The 15,932-nt window shown below is 64.8% G+C and carries 13 protein-coding genes and 1 pseudogene; 10 read left to right on the top strand and 4 right to left on the bottom strand.

Annotated features, from left to right (window positions below):
- Window positions 1-71: 71 nt before the first annotated feature.
- Entirely contained in the window at window positions 72-1,448 is a 1,377-nt protein-coding gene (locus tag AC07YZ_RS02925) for an AbfB domain-containing protein (protein ID WP_494793643.1), read from the top strand.
- Between the two features lie 105 nt (window positions 1,449-1,553).
- On the opposite strand, the gene AC07YZ_RS02920 is transcribed toward AC07YZ_RS02925, so the two are convergent.
- Entirely contained in the window at window positions 1,554-2,594 is a 1,041-nt protein-coding gene (locus AC07YZ_RS02920) for a zinc-dependent alcohol dehydrogenase family protein (protein ID WP_494793642.1), read from the bottom strand.
- Window positions 2,595-2,732: 138 nt separating this feature from the next.
- Between AC07YZ_RS02920 and AC07YZ_RS02915 the strand changes: the two genes are divergently transcribed.
- Window positions 2,733-3,212 (top strand): Lrp/AsnC family transcriptional regulator, encoded by a 480-nt coding sequence (locus tag AC07YZ_RS02915; RefSeq protein WP_494793641.1) that lies wholly within the window; start codon window positions 2,733-2,735, stop codon window positions 3,210-3,212.
- A 90-nt stretch (window positions 3,213-3,302) separates the two neighbouring features.
- Here AC07YZ_RS02915 and AC07YZ_RS02910 read toward each other — a convergent pair whose 3' ends face one another.
- Window positions 3,303-4,220 carry a LysR substrate-binding domain-containing protein gene (locus AC07YZ_RS02910; RefSeq protein ID WP_494793640.1) on the bottom strand — a complete coding sequence of 306 codons (918 nt, stop codon included), beginning with the start codon at window positions 4,218-4,220 and terminating at the stop codon, window positions 3,303-3,305.
- A 95-nt stretch (window positions 4,221-4,315) separates the two neighbouring features.
- Here AC07YZ_RS02910 and AC07YZ_RS02905 point away from each other — a divergent pair, with 95 nt between their 5' ends.
- The 4 genes and pseudogenes from AC07YZ_RS02905 (at window position 4,316) to AC07YZ_RS02890 (ending at window position 7,889) form a co-directional block, all read left to right on the top strand.
- On the top strand, window positions 4,316-5,290 hold the full coding sequence (locus AC07YZ_RS02905) for a Bug family tripartite tricarboxylate transporter substrate binding protein (RefSeq protein WP_494793639.1): 975 nt from the start codon (window positions 4,316-4,318) through the stop codon (window positions 5,288-5,290).
- A gap of 4 nt (window positions 5,291-5,294) precedes the next feature.
- Window positions 5,295-6,158 carry an N-formylglutamate amidohydrolase gene (locus AC07YZ_RS02900; protein ID WP_494793638.1) on the top strand — a complete coding sequence of 288 codons (864 nt, stop codon included), beginning with the start codon at window positions 5,295-5,297 and terminating at the stop codon, window positions 6,156-6,158.
- Window positions 6,159-6,297: 139 nt separating this feature from the next.
- Window positions 6,298-6,681, top strand: a pseudogene (locus AC07YZ_RS02895) (oxidoreductase dimerization domain-containing protein); the annotation flags it as partial.
- A 71-nt stretch (window positions 6,682-6,752) separates the two neighbouring features.
- On the top strand, window positions 6,753-7,889 hold the full coding sequence (locus AC07YZ_RS02890) for an aminotransferase class V-fold PLP-dependent enzyme (protein WP_494793637.1): 1,137 nt from the start codon (window positions 6,753-6,755) through the stop codon (window positions 7,887-7,889).
- A gap of 205 nt (window positions 7,890-8,094) precedes the next feature.
- On the opposite strand, the gene AC07YZ_RS02885 is transcribed toward AC07YZ_RS02890, so the two are convergent.
- The gene (locus AC07YZ_RS02885) at window positions 8,095-10,032 is read right to left on the bottom strand and encodes a sigma-54-dependent Fis family transcriptional regulator (protein WP_494793636.1); all 1,938 of its coding nucleotides are present in this window, start codon (window positions 10,030-10,032) and stop codon (window positions 8,095-8,097) included.
- 296 nt (window positions 10,033-10,328) lie between these two features.
- Here AC07YZ_RS02885 and AC07YZ_RS02880 point away from each other — a divergent pair, with 296 nt between their 5' ends.
- The 4 genes from AC07YZ_RS02880 to AC07YZ_RS02865 are packed head-to-tail and all read left to right on the top strand — an operon-like array spanning window position 10,329 to window position 14,873.
- Window positions 10,329-11,789: a benzaldehyde dehydrogenase gene (locus tag AC07YZ_RS02880; RefSeq protein ID WP_494793635.1), complete on the top strand. Its 1,461-nt coding sequence runs from the start codon at window positions 10,329-10,331 to the stop codon at window positions 11,787-11,789.
- A gap of 28 nt (window positions 11,790-11,817) precedes the next feature.
- Window positions 11,818-12,402 carry a twin-arginine translocation signal domain-containing protein gene (locus tag AC07YZ_RS02875; RefSeq protein ID WP_494793634.1) on the top strand — a complete coding sequence of 195 codons (585 nt, stop codon included), beginning with the start codon at window positions 11,818-11,820 and terminating at the stop codon, window positions 12,400-12,402.
- 22 nt (window positions 12,403-12,424) lie between these two features.
- Complete coding sequence (locus AC07YZ_RS02870; protein ID WP_494793633.1) at window positions 12,425-13,984, top strand: FAD-dependent oxidoreductase; 1,560 nt, start codon at window positions 12,425-12,427, stop codon at window positions 13,982-13,984.
- 22 nt (window positions 13,985-14,006) lie between these two features.
- The gene (locus AC07YZ_RS02865) at window positions 14,007-14,873 is read left to right on the top strand and encodes an alpha/beta fold hydrolase (protein ID WP_494793632.1); all 867 of its coding nucleotides are present in this window, start codon (window positions 14,007-14,009) and stop codon (window positions 14,871-14,873) included.
- A 19-nt stretch (window positions 14,874-14,892) separates the two neighbouring features.
- Here the strand turns inward: AC07YZ_RS02865 and AC07YZ_RS02860 are convergent, their stop codons facing one another.
- Window positions 14,893-15,753: a PA4780 family RIO1-like protein kinase gene (locus AC07YZ_RS02860; protein WP_494793631.1), complete on the bottom strand. Its 861-nt coding sequence runs from the start codon at window positions 15,751-15,753 to the stop codon at window positions 14,893-14,895.
- Between the last annotated feature and the right edge of the window lie 179 nt (window positions 15,754-15,932).

The following is a 15,932-nucleotide window of genomic DNA, read 5'->3' as shown; positions in this document are numbered from 1 at the left end:
CCTTCCACGGAGACAGGAAATTACTTGTGAAAACTTTTTTCAAATCGATTCGGTCGGCTGTTGCCGCAACCATGCTCGCCGCTGCTTTCGGCGGCGCGCAGGCGCAGTCGGCGGGCTATCTGCTGGTTCATTTCACCGGGGAATCCGCGCAAGGTGAGCAAACCTACATGTCCGTCAGCACCGACGGCATGTACTGGACGGACCTGAACAACAGCCAGCCCGTCCTCATGTCGACCGTGGGCGAGAAGGGCGTGCGTGACCACACCATCGTGCGCTCACCCGATGGTTCCAAGTACTGGATCCTCGCCACCGATCTGCGCATCGCCAGCGGCAAGGGCTGGGACGCCGCCCAGCACCGCGCCAGCACCAAGCTGGTCATCTGGGAATCCACGGACCTCGTGCATTGGTCTGAACCGCGCCTGGTCGACGTCGCCGGCGCCATCCCGAACGCGGGTTGCGCCTGGGCGCCCGAAGCCATCTGGGACCCGGCATCAAACGCCTACATCGTGTACTGGGCGACCATCTCGCCGCTCAACGGCGTCGACAAAGCGCGCATCTACTACGCGAAGACGACCGACTTCCGCACCTTCACCGCACCGCAGATGTACATCGACCGGCCCGGAACTCAAGGCATCATCGACACGCAGATTCTTGAGGTCGCAGGCAGCGTCGGCGGCTACAAGTACGTGCGGGCCTCGGGCGACGGCCAGATCACCGTCGAAGGCAGCCAGTCGGTGCTGGGCGCGTGGACGACCATCGGCGATCTGTCTCAGATCGGCCTGACGGGCAGCATGGTGGAAGGGCCCATCCTTTTCCAGTTCAACAACGAGAACAAGTGGGGCATGTGGGTTGACCAGTACGCTGCGGGCAAGGGTTATCTGCCGCTGACCTCGATCAACATGGGCAGCGCGCAGAACTGGCAGAAAGTGCCGTCGGGCTCGTACAACCTGGGCTCGAGTCGCAAGCGGCACGGCGGCATCCTGAACCTGAGCGCCGCAGAGTTGAGCCGCTTGAACGCACAGTGGGGAGGAAGCACCCCCATCAACCGAATCCAGTCCTCCAACTTTCCGGACCGGTACGTGCGGCATGCCTCCTTCGCGGTGCGCATCGATGCAAACGTCTCGCCACTGGATGATTCGAAGTTCCGGATGGTGAAGGGCCTGGCGAACAACTCGGGCTACGTGTCCTTCGCCTCGGTGAACTTCCCCGGTTACTACCTGCGGCACAAGAACTTCGTCTTCGAACTGGCGCCCTATGACGGTTCGCCGCAGTTCGCGACCGACGCGACGTTCAAGCAGGTGCCGGGCTTGGCTGATGCGGAGGCCTTCTCCTTCCAGGCGTACAGCCACCCGACGCACCACATCCGCCACTACAGCTACGTGCTGCGCCTGGATCCCATCAAGACCCAGACCGATCGCAGCGATGCCACTTTTGACATCACCAACTGACGCAGACGCGAGCAGGCCATATAGCGGCCTGCTCGCGTGGATGGCTTCGGCAGATTCGGGGTCGGGCGCAGCGTGCTTGACCCCGTCCCTTGAAAGCGCTGGCTCTTAAAACTCGGTCACGACGGTGGCGCCGGCCACCGAGAAGTTGTCCATGTTCATCAGCGCATCGATGGATTGCGCGAGGCTGATCCTTTCGCCGATGAGCTTTTCGGGAGACAGCTTTCCCGAATCCATCATCGCCAGCATGGCGCCGTACCGGTGGGCCTGCATCCCGTGGCTTCCGAGGATTTCCAGTTCGTGGGCAATCACCCGGCTCATGGGAACGGCTGGCGTGGTGTGTTCGCCCAGCATGAGGCCGACCTGAACGTGTTTGCCCCGCTTCCTCAGGTTGCTGATGGAGTTGAAACAGGTAGTGGGGTGGCCCAGCGCGTCCAGCGACACATGCGCGCCGCCCTGGGTGATCTCGCGCACGGCCTCCGCCACGTTGGCCACCTGCGTGGCGTTCACCGTCACTACCGCGCCCAGTGAGCGCGCCAGGCTGAGCTTGTAGTCCGCAATGTCGATCGCCACGACGTTGGCGCCAATGGCGTTGGCAATCATGATGGCCGACAGGCCCACCCCGCCACAACCGTGCACCGCCACCCACTGCCCGGCCGAGGTCTTGCCCTGGTCAACCACGGCGCGAAACGAGGTGGCAAACCGGCACCCGAGACTGGCCGCCGTGGCGAAATCGAGCGTTGGCGGTAGGGCCACCAGATTGATGTCCGCCTGGTGGATGGCCACGTACTCGGCAAACGAACCCCAGTGCGTGAAGCCGGGCTGAAACTGGTGGTCACACACCTGGTGGTGCCCGGCATGGCATTCGGGGCAATGCCCGCACGCCGCCACGAACGGCACCGTGACGCGGTCGCCGACTTTCCACTTCTGCACTTGCTGCCCCACCGCTTCCACCACGCCCGAGAACTCGTGGCCGGGCACGTGGGGGAGCTGGATGTCGGGATCGTGGCCCATCCAGCCATGCCAGTCGCTGCGGCACACCCCCGTGGCCATGACCTTGATGACCACGCCATGGGGTTGGGGTGTGGGGTCTGGAACCTGGGTCAAACGGGGTGGGGCGCCAAAGGACTCGTAGAGGACGGCTTTCATGGGTTTCCAAGTGGGTGAATGATTCCATCAGTTTACGGATTTCATGTGGCGGTGTTTTGCGGTTTTTGTCGAATTTATGACGAGTTTCGATAAACTCCTTCGCGACCCAAGGGTGGCCGCTGAAGGAATCTTTCAAACATGGACGCACTGGACAAAACCGACCTCGCCATGCTGGCCAGGCTGCAACAGGACGGCCGGCTGGCCAACACCAAGCTGGCCGAGGAACTGGCGCTGAGTGAAGCCTCGTGCTGGCGACGGCAAAAACGCCTGGAAGAGCTGGGGATCATCGAGGGCTACCAGGCCAACTTGAACCGCCGAAAGCTGGGCATCGGCGTCATGGCCTTTGTGCAGATCGTCTGCACCCAGCACGGTGAGGAAGTCACAGCCCATTTCGAGCGAATCATCCGGGCCTGCCCCTACGTCGTGGACTGCCACAACATCACCGGTGAGGCGGATTTTTTGCTGAAAGTCGTGGCCAAGGATCTGGACGACTACAGCCGGTTCGTGGACAGGGTCCTGCGGCAGTTGCCGGGCGTGTTGAGCATCCGATCGAACATCTCATTGCGTGAGATGAAGGTGTCCAACCGGTTGCCGGTGCTGGATCTGCTCGCTGGCTGACGCGGTTGGCGGTGGCTGGGGGCCGAGGGGGGTGGATCTCGGCAAGACCATCCACCCGCACCCCACGCTGGGCGAGAGCATCGGAAAGATTCAACCCGATTTCTTGTGCTCGTGATTCGCGGTCATTTGGGCCTGCTGCAGCAACCAGTGGTGGAATTGGGCAGCGGGTTTGTGCCGGGTTGCCGAATAGGGTTGAGTGACGTAATAGCCCTTCCAACTGGGTGGGGAGATCGACAGCAGCGTTTTCACCTTGCCCAGTTGAAGCTCGTGTTCAACCAGGCAGGTCGGTACCAATCCAACACCCAGACCGGCGATCACGGCCTCAATCAGGATCGAGAACTGTTCGAAGCGTGGACCAGCGTAAGACGCTGAACCCGACAAACCGTTTGCGGTGTGCCACTGTTCCCATGCGTGAGGGAGGCTTGCGTGGTGCAAGAGTGGGTGGCGAAGTACTCCTGCTGGCGTGTCCAATTGTCCCATCCCTGCGGCGAACACCACGGACAGCTCTTTGCCGCCCAGGTAGTCGGCGGTCATCCCAGGCCAGACACCTTCGCCGTACCGTATGGACAGGTCCACTGTTCCCTGTCCGTGACCGTACGGACAAAACGTGAGCGTGATATGGGGGTGATCCCGTTTGAAGTCGGGGAGCCTCGGAATCAGCCACTTGGCGCCGAACGTCGGGACGCACGAAAGCGTCAATCCCTGCTCAGGGTTGCTCTGTCGCAAAGCCAGCGTGGCCTGTTCCAGTGCGGTCAGACTGGGGCGGATCTGATCGAGGTAGGTCTTGCCGACGTCGGTCAGCACCAGCCGCTGGCGCACCCGCTCGAACAACCTCACACCCAGCCAGTGTTCAAGTTGCTTAATTTGCCGGCTCACTGCGCCTTGTGTCACGCACAGTTCGCTGGCTGCGCGCGACATGCTCAGGTGGCGCGCAGTGGTGTCGAAAGCAAGCAGTTCGAGTGTGGACGGGTAGAGGCGGCGCATGGCGTGTATGTCCAAAAAGATCATGAAAATTGCTCATTAACCTGTGCATCCTTCTCGCTATCTTACCGGTGTCGTATTCGGGTGTAATGCCGTTCTCAATCAACGTAGGAGCTTTTCTCATGATCTTTTCAAGACGTTCGATGTGCGCATGGGCTCTGGTGCTTGGCCCCCTCTCAGCGTTCGCGCAGACCTATCCAGTCAAGCCTGTGGTTCTGGTTGTCCCGTTTGCCCCCGGCGGTTCCACCGATCTGGTGGCGCGCATCCTGGCTGATGGCCTCAGCAAAGAACTTGGTTCCCCCGTGGTGGTGGAGAACAAGGCTGGCGCAGGTGGAACGGTCGGAGCCCGCGCGGTGGCAACGGCCGAACCCAACGGTTACACGCTGGGACTCGCCACGGTCTCCACGCACGTCATCAACCCGGCCATCAAGCCTGCCGCAACCCTGAAGTACGACGCCATCAAGGACTTCACACTCATCACCCAGGTGGCCGCAGTGCCGAACGTGGTCAGTGTGTACCCTGGTCTGCCTGTCCGAAACATGACAGAGTTTCTGGCCTATGTCCGTGCCAATCCAGGCAAACTCAACTTTGCAACGCCTGGAAACGGCAGTCTTGGGCACATGATGGGTGAGACCGTCAAGTATGAGGGGCGGGTATTCATGACCCACATTCCATACCGTGGGGCAGGCCCCGCCCTGAATGACACCATGGGGGGTGGAACGCAAGTGTTCTTCGACAACCTGCCCTCATCGTGGCCGCACATTCAGGCGGGCAAGCTGCGTGCGCTGGCGGTGGCGTCACCCAAGCGGTTGGCGGCACTGCCCGATGTGCCAACCTTCACTGAAGCTGGCCTGCCCCTGACCAATGATGCCGCCTGGTTCGGTCTGGTTGGGCCGGTCGGACTGGCGCCCGAAGTGCAGCAGCGCCTGCTGGCAGCCACGCAGGCAACGCTGAGAAGGCCAGACATCGCCAAGCGGCTGGAGTCAGTGATGGCCGAGCCGGTGGGGAATCAGCCCGCTGAGTTCCGTCAGGCCGTTGCCAAGGGCATTCAGAACTATCGGACGGTGGTCGAAAAGGCTGGACTGAAATTCGAGTAACAAAATGCCCGCTTTTTTTCAAGTCACATATCCCGTGACCGATCCGGTGCCCGTGGTGTTGGACTCGCCCCATTCCGGAACCCATTACCCCGAAGACTTTGGTTACAGCCTGACGCTGTCCCATTTGCGCACGGCAGAGGACACGCATGTCGATCAGCTGTTTGATCAGGGGCCCTTCCTTGGCATGGCGCTACTGGCGGCGGAGTTTCCCCGCTCTTACATCGACGTCAATCGAGCGGTGGATGACGTCGACCACCTGCTGCTGGCGCAGTCATGGCCGCAGCCAGTGGCGCCTTCCGGCAAAAGCCGGTTGGGCAAGGGGCTGGTGTGGCGTCTGATGGATGACGGTACACCGATTTACCAACGGTACCTGTCTGTGGCAGAAGTCAGGGAGCGCATTGATCGTTGTTGGCGTCCCTACCACTTGGCTCTGAAGACACTTTTGGATCGAACCTCCGAGGTCAGCGGGGGCGTGCTGCACATCAACTGTCACTCCATGCCAAGCGTGGCCGGTCGGCTGGCCACCGACGAACCAGGGCTGATTCACCCGGACATCGTCTTGGGTGATCGAGATGGCACCACCGCCGACCCTGCGATCACCCAATCCATGGCTGAGGCCTTCGAGGCTCTGGGGTACACCTGCTGGGTGAACCGCCCTTACAAAGGGGTCGAGTTGGTGCGGGCCTATGCCGATCCAGCGCGTGAGAGGCACTCGATCCAGCTCGAAATCAACCGCCGGCTGTATATGGATGAGGTTACTCTCGAACTCACTCCCGGATTCCAGACTTTGAAGGATGACTTGAACAAGGTTCTAGTGCTTGTTCGTGACAATATGTGCGCACGGCTCGGCACTCAAGTGCGCGTGTGACGGCGTAAAGGTCGTTGAGGCTGTGCAAAAACCTCCCCGACCCGGAACGAAGAGCCACCAGCGGAATCCATGTTTCAACGCTCAAAGTCACCTGGTCGACAACGAAGTCGATCTCCGCGCTCTGGATGCGTGCTTTCGCAACGACGAAACCGGCGCCAGCGCCTACGACCCTCGTGTCATGCTCAAGATCGTGGGCCTGACCGAGGACCAGGCCCAGGGCATCATGGTCAAGAAGGGCTTGTTTCCCTGGACGGCTTCGGGCCGCGCCATCGCCAACGGTTGCGACGAGGGCTTCTCCAAGCTGCTGTTCGACGAATCGCCCGAGGCCCACGGCCACGGCAAGATCCTGGGCGGCGGCATCGCGAGCATGCACGCCAGCGACATGGTTGGCGAGATCGCGCTGGCCATCGAGATGGGCGCCGGACCATCCATCCGCCCCACGCTGGGCGAGAGCATCGGCATGGCGGCGGAGGCCGAGACTTCAGGTCTCGGCCAAAAACTGCCTTTCCCGCATGGCGCTTAGCTGGACGAACTGCACCAATAGCCTCCGCCGTCCCGGCTGTCGTTTGTGGCCTCACCAAACGTCCACTCCTGATGCACTACTTCAATCATGCCGCCTGCGGGCCACTTCCTGATGCAGCACTCCACACCATGCACCTCCACGCGCAGCGCGAGCAGGAGCTGGGTGGCTACGGCGCGGCAAGAGAAGCGCAAGCCGACATTGAGGGGCTATACCGCAGCATCGCGGCAACGATTCACGCTTCGCCCGAGGACATTGCCCTGACTCAGGGTAATAGCGACGGCTGGAGCCGTGTTGTGAGCGCCTTGGACTGGAGTGACGGCGGGCGTATTCTGGTCGCTCGCACTGAATGGGGCGGTAACCTTGGAATCCTGATGCAGCTGTCGACCCAGTTCGGCGTGCAGGTGGAAGAAATCCCCAGCGACTCCGATGGAGCAGTGGATCTGGAGGCGCTTGAAGTGCTGTTGCGCACCCCCGCTAGCCTCGTGGTTCTTACGTGGATGCCCGCAAATAGCCCGCTGGTCCAGCCTGCAGAAGCCTTGGGCGCTCTCTGTGCCAAGTTTGGTGTGCCCTTGTTGGTGGATGGCGCTCAAGTGGTGGGGCAGTGGCCCGTGGACGTTCGGCGGTTGCAATGCGCCGCATTGACGGCGCCGGGACGCAAGTGGCTTCGTGGTCCGCGTGGAACGGGTTTTGTCTATGTCCACCCGGATTTTCTACCTCGCTTGCGACCACTGAATGCAGATCACTTCTCGCGCCCATGGCAACCCGGGAATACCTGGGCATACCGCAAGGATGCTCGGCGCCTGGAGCAGTCGGAAGCATCTGTGGCTCTTCGGCTCGGCTTGGGAGCTTCGATCGCTGTCTGGAATACCTTCGGCATAGAACACATACATTCCGAAATCCAGAAGCGCGCCGACTGGCTTCGATCCATGCTGGACACTCTGCCAGGCATCCGCGCCCACCGGACTGGGCAGCATGATTCCTCCGGCATCGTGACTCTTGAGTGCGCCAGTTGTTCCGCAACTACTCTCCATCGAGCCTTACAGGTGCGAAATGTGGAGGCTGCGCTCAGTCCCATCGCGTTTACTCCATGGGATATGCAAGCTCGAAAGCTGAGCGCTGTCCTGCGCCTTTCCCCGGGTCATGACACATCTTGGGAAAGTCTTCAATATTGCCTCGATGCGCTGAAAGAGTTCCTCAAGGCCAAGTAGTGCAAGTGGTCGGTGAACCCATCTTGACCGGGTGCGAAGCTTGCGTGGCAGCATTGACGGCTGTTCACCACCCGGGGTCTACTGCACAACTTGTGTTCCCCAGTCGCTTACGAAAAAGTAGGCCGTAAGCGGCTTCAGCGCGCAAAGAACAAAAGCCCCGGACGGGAAGCGGTCCGGGGCTTTTTTGTCTGTTCGACGGGTCGCACTATCCGCGCGGATCGCCGCAGCCGGCCAACTCCGGGTCTGACTTGAGCCGGCGGTACAGCGTGGCGCGCCCCATGCCCAGCAAGGCCGCTGCCGCGGTGACGTTGCCTCGGGTCTGTTGCAAGGCGGTCGCGATGGCCTTGCGCTGGGCGTCGTGGATTGACGGTCCGGCTGTGTTGCCGGAAGGTTGCGGGGGGGACGGCGTTGTTGGGGATGCTGCCGCCGCAGGCAAAGCCTGCCCAAAGTCGTCCAGCGTCAGGGGGCGCAGCGGTTCGGCCACCGCGAAAGCCAGCGTCAGCGCGTGCCGCAACTGGCGCACGTTGCCGGGCCAGGGGTGCTGGCGCAGCTGGGCGCGCAGCGGAGCGCTCAGGCGGGATGCGTCGGCGCCGATTTGCTGGCACAGGCTGTCCGCGATGGCGTCGAAGTCGTCGCGCTCGCGCAGTGGGGGCACCGCCAGCACGAAGCCGCTGATGCGGTAGACCAGGTCTTCTCGAAAGCGCCCTTCGGCCACCAGGGCCTGCAGGTTTCGGTGCGTGGCGCAGACCACCCGCACGTCCACCGCGCGCGGCTGCGTGGCGCCCACGGGCAACACCTCGCCCCGGTCCAGCACCCGCAGCAGGGCCACCTGCAGCGGCAGGGGCATGTCACCAATTTCGTCCAGAAACACCGTGCCACCCCGCGCCGCTTCGAACTTGCCGATGCTGCCGCCGCGCACGGCCCCAGTGAAGGCGCCTTCCACGTGGCCGAACAGTTCTGACGCGATCAGCTCGGGCGTGAGCGCGCCGCAGTTGATGGCCAGGAACGGCGCCTGCGCACGCTGGCTGGCCTGGTGCAGGGCGCGGGCCGCCACCTCTTTGCCGGCACCGGTTTCGCCCGTCACCAGCACGGGCAGACCCGCTTCGAGGGCGCGCAGCGCCACGGGGTGCTCCGGCGCCAGCGGGGTGGTGGCCCCGGTGGGGGTGGCGGTGCGGGGCGCGCTGGCGGGAACCGCCGGGCTGACCGACGCCCGGGCCGCTGGGCGCTGGGGCAGGGAGACGCCTTGCAGGCGCACCCCGCCGTGCATTTGCAGGGGAAGCCTGCCGGCGGGCTGGCGGCTGGCCCTGGAGGCCCAGGCGTCAAAGCGCCCTTCGAACAGGTCTTCAAAGGTGCAGCCTTCGCGGAGCACCGGCATGTCGAACAGGTGGCGGGCGGCGCCGTTGGCGGCCAGCAGCACGCCGTCGCGGTCAAAGGCGAGGGCGGCGCCCTGGGTGTCGGGCAGCTCGATTCTCATGAAGACGGGCAGGGCGTCGAACAGCCGCTGCTCGATCTGCTGGGCGCACTGGTGGGTGAGCCCCATCACGCCGGTCACCAGCTGCGGCGCGTCGCGGGTCACGTCCACCGTGCCCATCAGGCGCCCGCGCGGGTCGAACACCGGCGCAGCGCAGCAATGAAAGATCTGGTTGTTGGCGAAGTAGTGCTCGGGGCCCAGCACGCGCACCGTGCGTTGTTCGGCCAGCGCCACGGCCATGGCGCTGGTGCCGATGGCCGCTTCCGACACATCGACCCCGGGGCGAAACGCCTGGCGCATGGGTTGGCAGTGGCGGTCCAGCGCGCCGGCCACCGCCAGCACCTGGCCCACGGTGTCGGTCAGCAGCACGGCGTAGCCCACGTCGGACACGCGCCCGGCCAGCACGTCGAGCTCGGGGCGGGCGGCCTGCAGCAAGCGGTGTTCGCGCTCCAGCAGGGCGCTCAGGTGGCTGCGCCCCACCGGGTCGAACACCACATGTTCCTGGGGCGCTCGGCCCGACTGGCGGCAGCGCTCCCACGACCGCAGCAGGGGCTGCTCCAGCAGCCCGACGGGCAGCTGGCCCTCGTTGAAATAGTGCTGGCGGGCTTCCCAGATGCGCTCGGGCCGGTAGTCGATGCGCGGACTCGGCAGGACTGGGGTGCGGTGGTTCATGGGCGGCAGCGGGGTGGGTTTGATGCACTTTAGTTCATGCTGATGGCGGTCTCATGCGGGTTTACCCGGCGTTGAGACGGATCGTCCCGGGTTGAGACGAAACAGGCGTCTCGGTGAGACGTTTTCGCCGGTGGCAGAGGGTGAGAAAGCGCGATGGGCAGCCGCCAAGGGGCACAAAACCCCGGACAAACCCGCAGAAAAAGGGCTCGCATGCACTGGATTGCCGTTTTGGCACACCGCTTGCAGAAACGCCACCGGTGACCCACCACGAACACATACCGATACGGAGACAACCCATGAGCGTCAGCAGCCCCGCAATTTGGTCAGGCAAGATTTTCAGCAACGGATGGACAGACGCCGCTGGCGGCGTGCAGGCCGTGCGGGAACCGGCCACCGGCCAGTCCCTGGAACGAACCGGCATCGCCAATCCGGCCGACGTGAACCGCGCCGCCGCCGGCGCCAAGGCCGCCCGCGCCGCCTGGGCTGCCACGCCCTTCGACCAGCGCGCGGCGGTGATGCGCGAGGCCGCCCGTTTGCTGAAAGAGCGCGCCGCCGAGATCAACACCTGGAACATCCGCGAATGCGGCTCCATCGGCCCCAAGGCCGAATGGGAACTGCACGCGACCTACGAGCAGATGCTGATGGCCGCCGCGCTGCCCATGCAGGCCAATGGGCAGCTGTTTCCCTCGTCCATGCCCGGGCGCACCAACCTCTGGCGCCGCGTGCCCATGGGCACGGTGGGGGTGATCGCCCCGTGGAACTTCCCGCTGCTGCTGGCCATGCGCTCGGTGGCGCCGGCGCTGGCACTGGGCAATGCCGTGCTGCTCAAGCCCGACGCCCAGACGGCGGTGACTGGCGGCCACCTGATTGCCCAGGTGTTTGCCGACGCGGGCCTGCCCGACGGCGTGCTGCACGTCTTGCCGGGCGGCCCCGAAACGGGGGACGCCGTGGTGCGCCACCCAGACGTGACCATGATTTCCTTCACCGGCTCGACGGCGGTGGGCAAGAGCATCGGCGCCACCTGTGGCGGGCTGCTGAAAAAGGTGGCGCTGGAGCTGGGTGGCAACAACGCCCTCATCGTGCTGGACGACGCCAACCTGGACGCCGCCGCCTCCAACGGCGCCTGGGGTGCCTTTTTGCACCAGGGGCAGATCTGCATGCAGGCCGGGCGGCACCTGGTGCAGCGCAAAGTGGCCGAGGCCTATGCCGACAAGCTGGTCCAGCGGGCGAAGGCGCTCTACGTGGGCGACCCGCACGCCGGCCCCGCGCACCTGGGCCCCATCATCAACGCCAAGCAGTGCAGCCGCGTGCAGGACATCGTGGACCGCAGCGTGGCCCAGGGCGCCCGGCTGCTGACCGGCGGCACGCACGAGGGCCTGTTCTTCCAGCCCACGGTGTTGTCGGGCGTGACCGCCGACATGCCTGCGTTCGCCGACGAGATCTTTGGCCCCGTGGCCCCCATCACGGTGTTCGACACCGAGGACGAGGCGGTCGAGCTGGTCAACGCTTCGCCCTACGGGCTGGCTGCCGCCATCCACAGCGCCAACGTGTCGCGGGCCATGGCCGTGGCCAACCGGCTGCACACCGGAATGATCCATGTCAACGACCAGACCGTGAACAACGAATTCCACGTGCCCTTTGGTGGCATGGGCGCCTCGGGCAACGGCGGGCGCTTTGGCGGCCCGGCCAACCTGGACGAGTTCACCCAGACCCAGTGGGTCAGTGTGATGGAGCAACCCATCGTCTATCCCTTCTGACCCCACGCACGCCAAGAGGACACACACCATGCATCTGGACACCCCATCCCCGTTGAACCAGGCCCTGACGGTCGTCGCCCGCCTGTCGCGCCGCGACTTCATGGCCTTTGCCGGTGCCGCCGTGGGCGTGGCCGCCGGTGGCGCCGCGTCGGTGGCGCAGGCCCAGGCCCCGGCGCTCAAGAGCATCAATCCCGCCGAGGCCGACATCTTTCGCCGCGTGGCCGAGGTGGTGCTGCCGGTGGGCGGCAGCGCGCTCGCGCCCTGGACGCCCGAGGTGCTGCTGGGCACGCTGGACGCGGCCCTGCTGGGCACCATGGCGCCCCACGTGCTGGCGGGCCTCAAGGGCGGGCTGCAGTATTTCAACGAAGGCCCGGTGGCGCAGCACGGCAAGCGCTTCACGGCGCTGGACGACGCCACGGCCACCGCCTTTCTGGACGCCTGGGGCAACGCCAAAGAGGTGCCACACCGCGCCCTGGCTTCGGGCCTGAAGAAGCTGGTGCAACTTTCGTACTGGGCCAATCCCGCGTCCTGGGCGCCGCTGGAATACGACGGACCGATATCGAAACGCAACGGCCTGAAGTCCCTCGGCAACGCCCCGCTGCCCACGCGCTGAGCCCCCCCACATCGGAGACAACATGAAAAAACACGCGATCAAAGTTGAAAAGCAGGGCCTCAAGGTCACCCAGGCCGCGGACATCAAGGACAGCCAGCTCCACCTGAAGGCCGACGCCGTGGTGGTGGGCTCGGGGGCGGGCGGTGCCATCGCCGCCTATGAGCTGGCCAAGGCCGGCAAGAAGGTGGTGGTGCTGGAGGCCGGGCCGTACATCACCTCCGACAAGTTCCCCGAAATGCTGGCCGTGGCCATGGGCACGCTCTACCAGGACCATGGCGGGCAGACCAATTCGGCGGGCGACATCTCGGTGCTGCAGGGCGCCTGCGTGGGCGGCTCCACGGTGGTCAACGCCGCGCTGTGCTTTCGCACGCCCGACTACTACCTCAAGCTGTGGGCCAAGGAATTCGGTCTGACCAACCTCACCCCGGCGGTGATGAAGCCCATCTTTGAAAAGGTGGAGCGCAACCTGCACATCAAGACCGTGGGGCCGCAGGAAACCAGCCCGGGCGCGCTGCTGATCGGCCAGGGCATGGACAAGCTGGGCTACCCGCAGGGCAAGGCCCGGCGCAACATCAAAGACTGCGCCATGACCGGCTTTTGCTTCAGCGGCTGCACCACCGACCGCAAGCAGTCCATGCTGGTGACCTACCTGCCGTGGGCGGTGGCGCACGGGGCCGTCATCCACTCGGACACCCGCGTCACCGAGGTGCTGTCGAAAGCGGGCAAGGCGGTGGGCGTCAAGGGCGAGATCATCGACCCGGCCACCGGCCGCAAGAAGGCGGACATCCAGGTGGATGCGCCCATCGTGGTGATGGCCGCCGGCCCGATCCAGACGCCCTTGCTGCTGCTCAAGAGCGGTCTGGCCAACAGCAGCGGGCAGGTGGGCAAGAACTTCGCCTGCCACCCGTCCATGTCGGTCACCGCCGAATTTCCGCACGAGGTGCGCGATTTCCACGGCGCCACCCACTCGCTCTACATGGACCAGAACACCCTGCCCGACAAGGGCGGCTACATCCTGCTCAACGCCATCCAGGAGCCGGTGGAAGCCAGCTTCCAGGCCGAGCCGGGCACGGGCAAGCCTTATGTGGCCTACATGTCGGGCTACAAGAACACCATCCGGTTGATCAGCCTCATTCACGACCAGAACGTGGGCCAGGTGAGCTGGAAGGATGGCCAGAAAGACATCAGCTACTTCGTGGACGATCAGGACTTCGAGGCCATGAAGAAGGGGCTGATCGCCACGGCCAAGATCCTGTTCGCCTCGGGCGCTAAGCGGCTGTACCTGCCCACCACCCACATCTCCAGCATCGACCGCGTGGAAGACGTGGACAAGGTGATCGGCGGCCTGAAGAACGAGCCCGCCCGCTACAAGTACACCTCGTTCCACCCGCAGGGCACCTGCCGCATGGGCCGCGACCCGAAGAAGACCGTCGTCAATCCCCATGGCGAGACGCACGACGTAAAAAACCTCTACGTGGTCGACGCCAGCCTGCTGCCCACCTCCATCGGCTACAACCCGTCGGAAACCGTGTACGCGCTGGCGCACTACGTGTGCGACCAGATGCTCAAGGCCAGAGCATGAGCGCCGCACGGAGGGCAGGGCAGTGAACCGGCCCGATGACCAGTTCACCACCGTAGCGGGTCACCAAGTCCGGTACTGGCAGGTGGGGCAGGAAGGGCATGCAGTGGTGTGCATCCACGGCATCGGCTGCTCGGTGCTGGAGTGGGAGCACAGCATCCATGCCCTGGCGACGCGGCACCGGGTGTACGCGCTGGACCTGCTGGGCTGCGGGCTCACGGCCAAGCCGGGCGATGGGACCTACGACGTGGCGACCCTGGCCCGGTTCACGCTGGGGTTCATGGACGCCATGGGGCTGGATCGGGCTTCGCTGGTGGGCAACTCGCTCGGCGCTCGGGTGGCCATGGAGTGTGCTGCGATGGCCCCAGAGCGGGTGCCATCGCTGGTGCTCTCGGCTCCCGCAACCATGGCCAACCCGACCCTGTTCGATTTCCGGCTGGCCTCGCTGCCGGGGCTGGGTGAGCTGCTCACCCGGCCCACCGCGTGGGGCACCGCCCGGCTGTGGCGAACGGCGGTGGCCGACCCGGCGTGCATCACGCCAGAGATGGTGCGGGAGAAAGTGGCGCTGGCCCGGCAACCGGGTGCCCAAGAGGCGTTCCTGAAAACCTTGCGGGGCTTGATCCACCTGGGCGGCTTTCGCCCATCGGTCATCGACGACTCACACGCCAAGGCACGGCGCATCCAGGCGCCCACCTGTGTGGTCTGGGGCCGGCAGGACCGGTTTCTGCCCGTGAGCCACCTCGACACGGTGATGCGGCTGCTGCCCCACGCGAAGCCGGTGGTGCTGGCGCCCTGCGGGCATGCGCCCATGGTGGAGCGGCCGGCGGATTTCAGCCGGATCGCGCTGGACTTCCTGGCCGGCGCGGGCGCGCAGCAGAACCATCCGGGTTGACGTGCCGGTGGCCCGCCGGCTACGCCGCGGACTGCATGCGCAACCGGCGCGCCTGCTCCTCGGCCTGTGCGTCGCCAATCTCACGCGGCACGCCGCCCAGGTCCACCGCGCCTTGTGGGCGTGCAAAGTGGCCCGTCAGTGCCACGTCGGTGCCGAGCATGCCGCGCTGGTACAGGTCCCAGATCTCCGGGCCGTGGGCGGTGGCCAGCAGCTCGGGCGCGAACTGGCCGAAGAAGTCGCGCAGGTTGGCCACGTCGCGCAGCAGCATGCGCTGGGCGTGGTTGTTGCCCGCGGCGTCCACCGCCTGCGGCAGATCGATGATCACCGGGCAATCCGCACCGTCCACGTGGCCCAGCAGGATGTTGAACTCCGACAGGTCGCCGTGCACGACGCCCGCGCCCAGCATGCGCACCACCTCCACCAGCAGCGCGGCGTGGTGGGTGCGCGCGGCCTCGGGCGTGAAGCTCAGGTCGTTCAAGCGCGGGGCGGCGTCGCCCTGGGCGTCGGTCACCAGCTCCATCAGCAGCACGCCGTCGTGAAAGTTGTGGGGCTGCGGCACCCGCACGCCGGCAGCGGCCAGGCGGTACAGCGCGTCCACCTCGGCGCTTTGCCAGGCGGCTTCCTGCGCCTGGCGGCCGAACTTCGTGCCCTTGGCCATGGCGCGGGCCTGGCGTGAGTTCTTGACGCGGCGGTTCTCGGTGTAGTCCACCGCCTGGCGAAAGCTGCGCTGCGTGGCTTCCTTGTAGATCTTGGCGCAGCGCGTCTCGTCACCGCAGCGCACCACGTACACCATGGCCTCCTTGCCGCTCATGAGCTGACGCACCACGGTGTCGATCAGGCCTTCTTCGATCAGCGACTGGAGTCTGGGGGGTGCTTTCATCCACGCATTTTGCGCCCGGGGCCGGTGGGCCCTGAACGGTCCGGGCCTTTTGTTTATTCGACCCCCTTGTTTTTAATGAATTCGGGGTGGGTTGCGGGACTCCGATGAATACCATTGGATTAGCTGAAAAAAGTTTGCCCATTCACTCAATTTGTCACGGGTCGTGCCGATAGTTTGTT

This window comes from Hydrogenophaga sp. GW101-3F08 (assembly GCF_059424585.1).
This window is presented reverse-complemented; position numbering and strand designations above follow the sequence as displayed.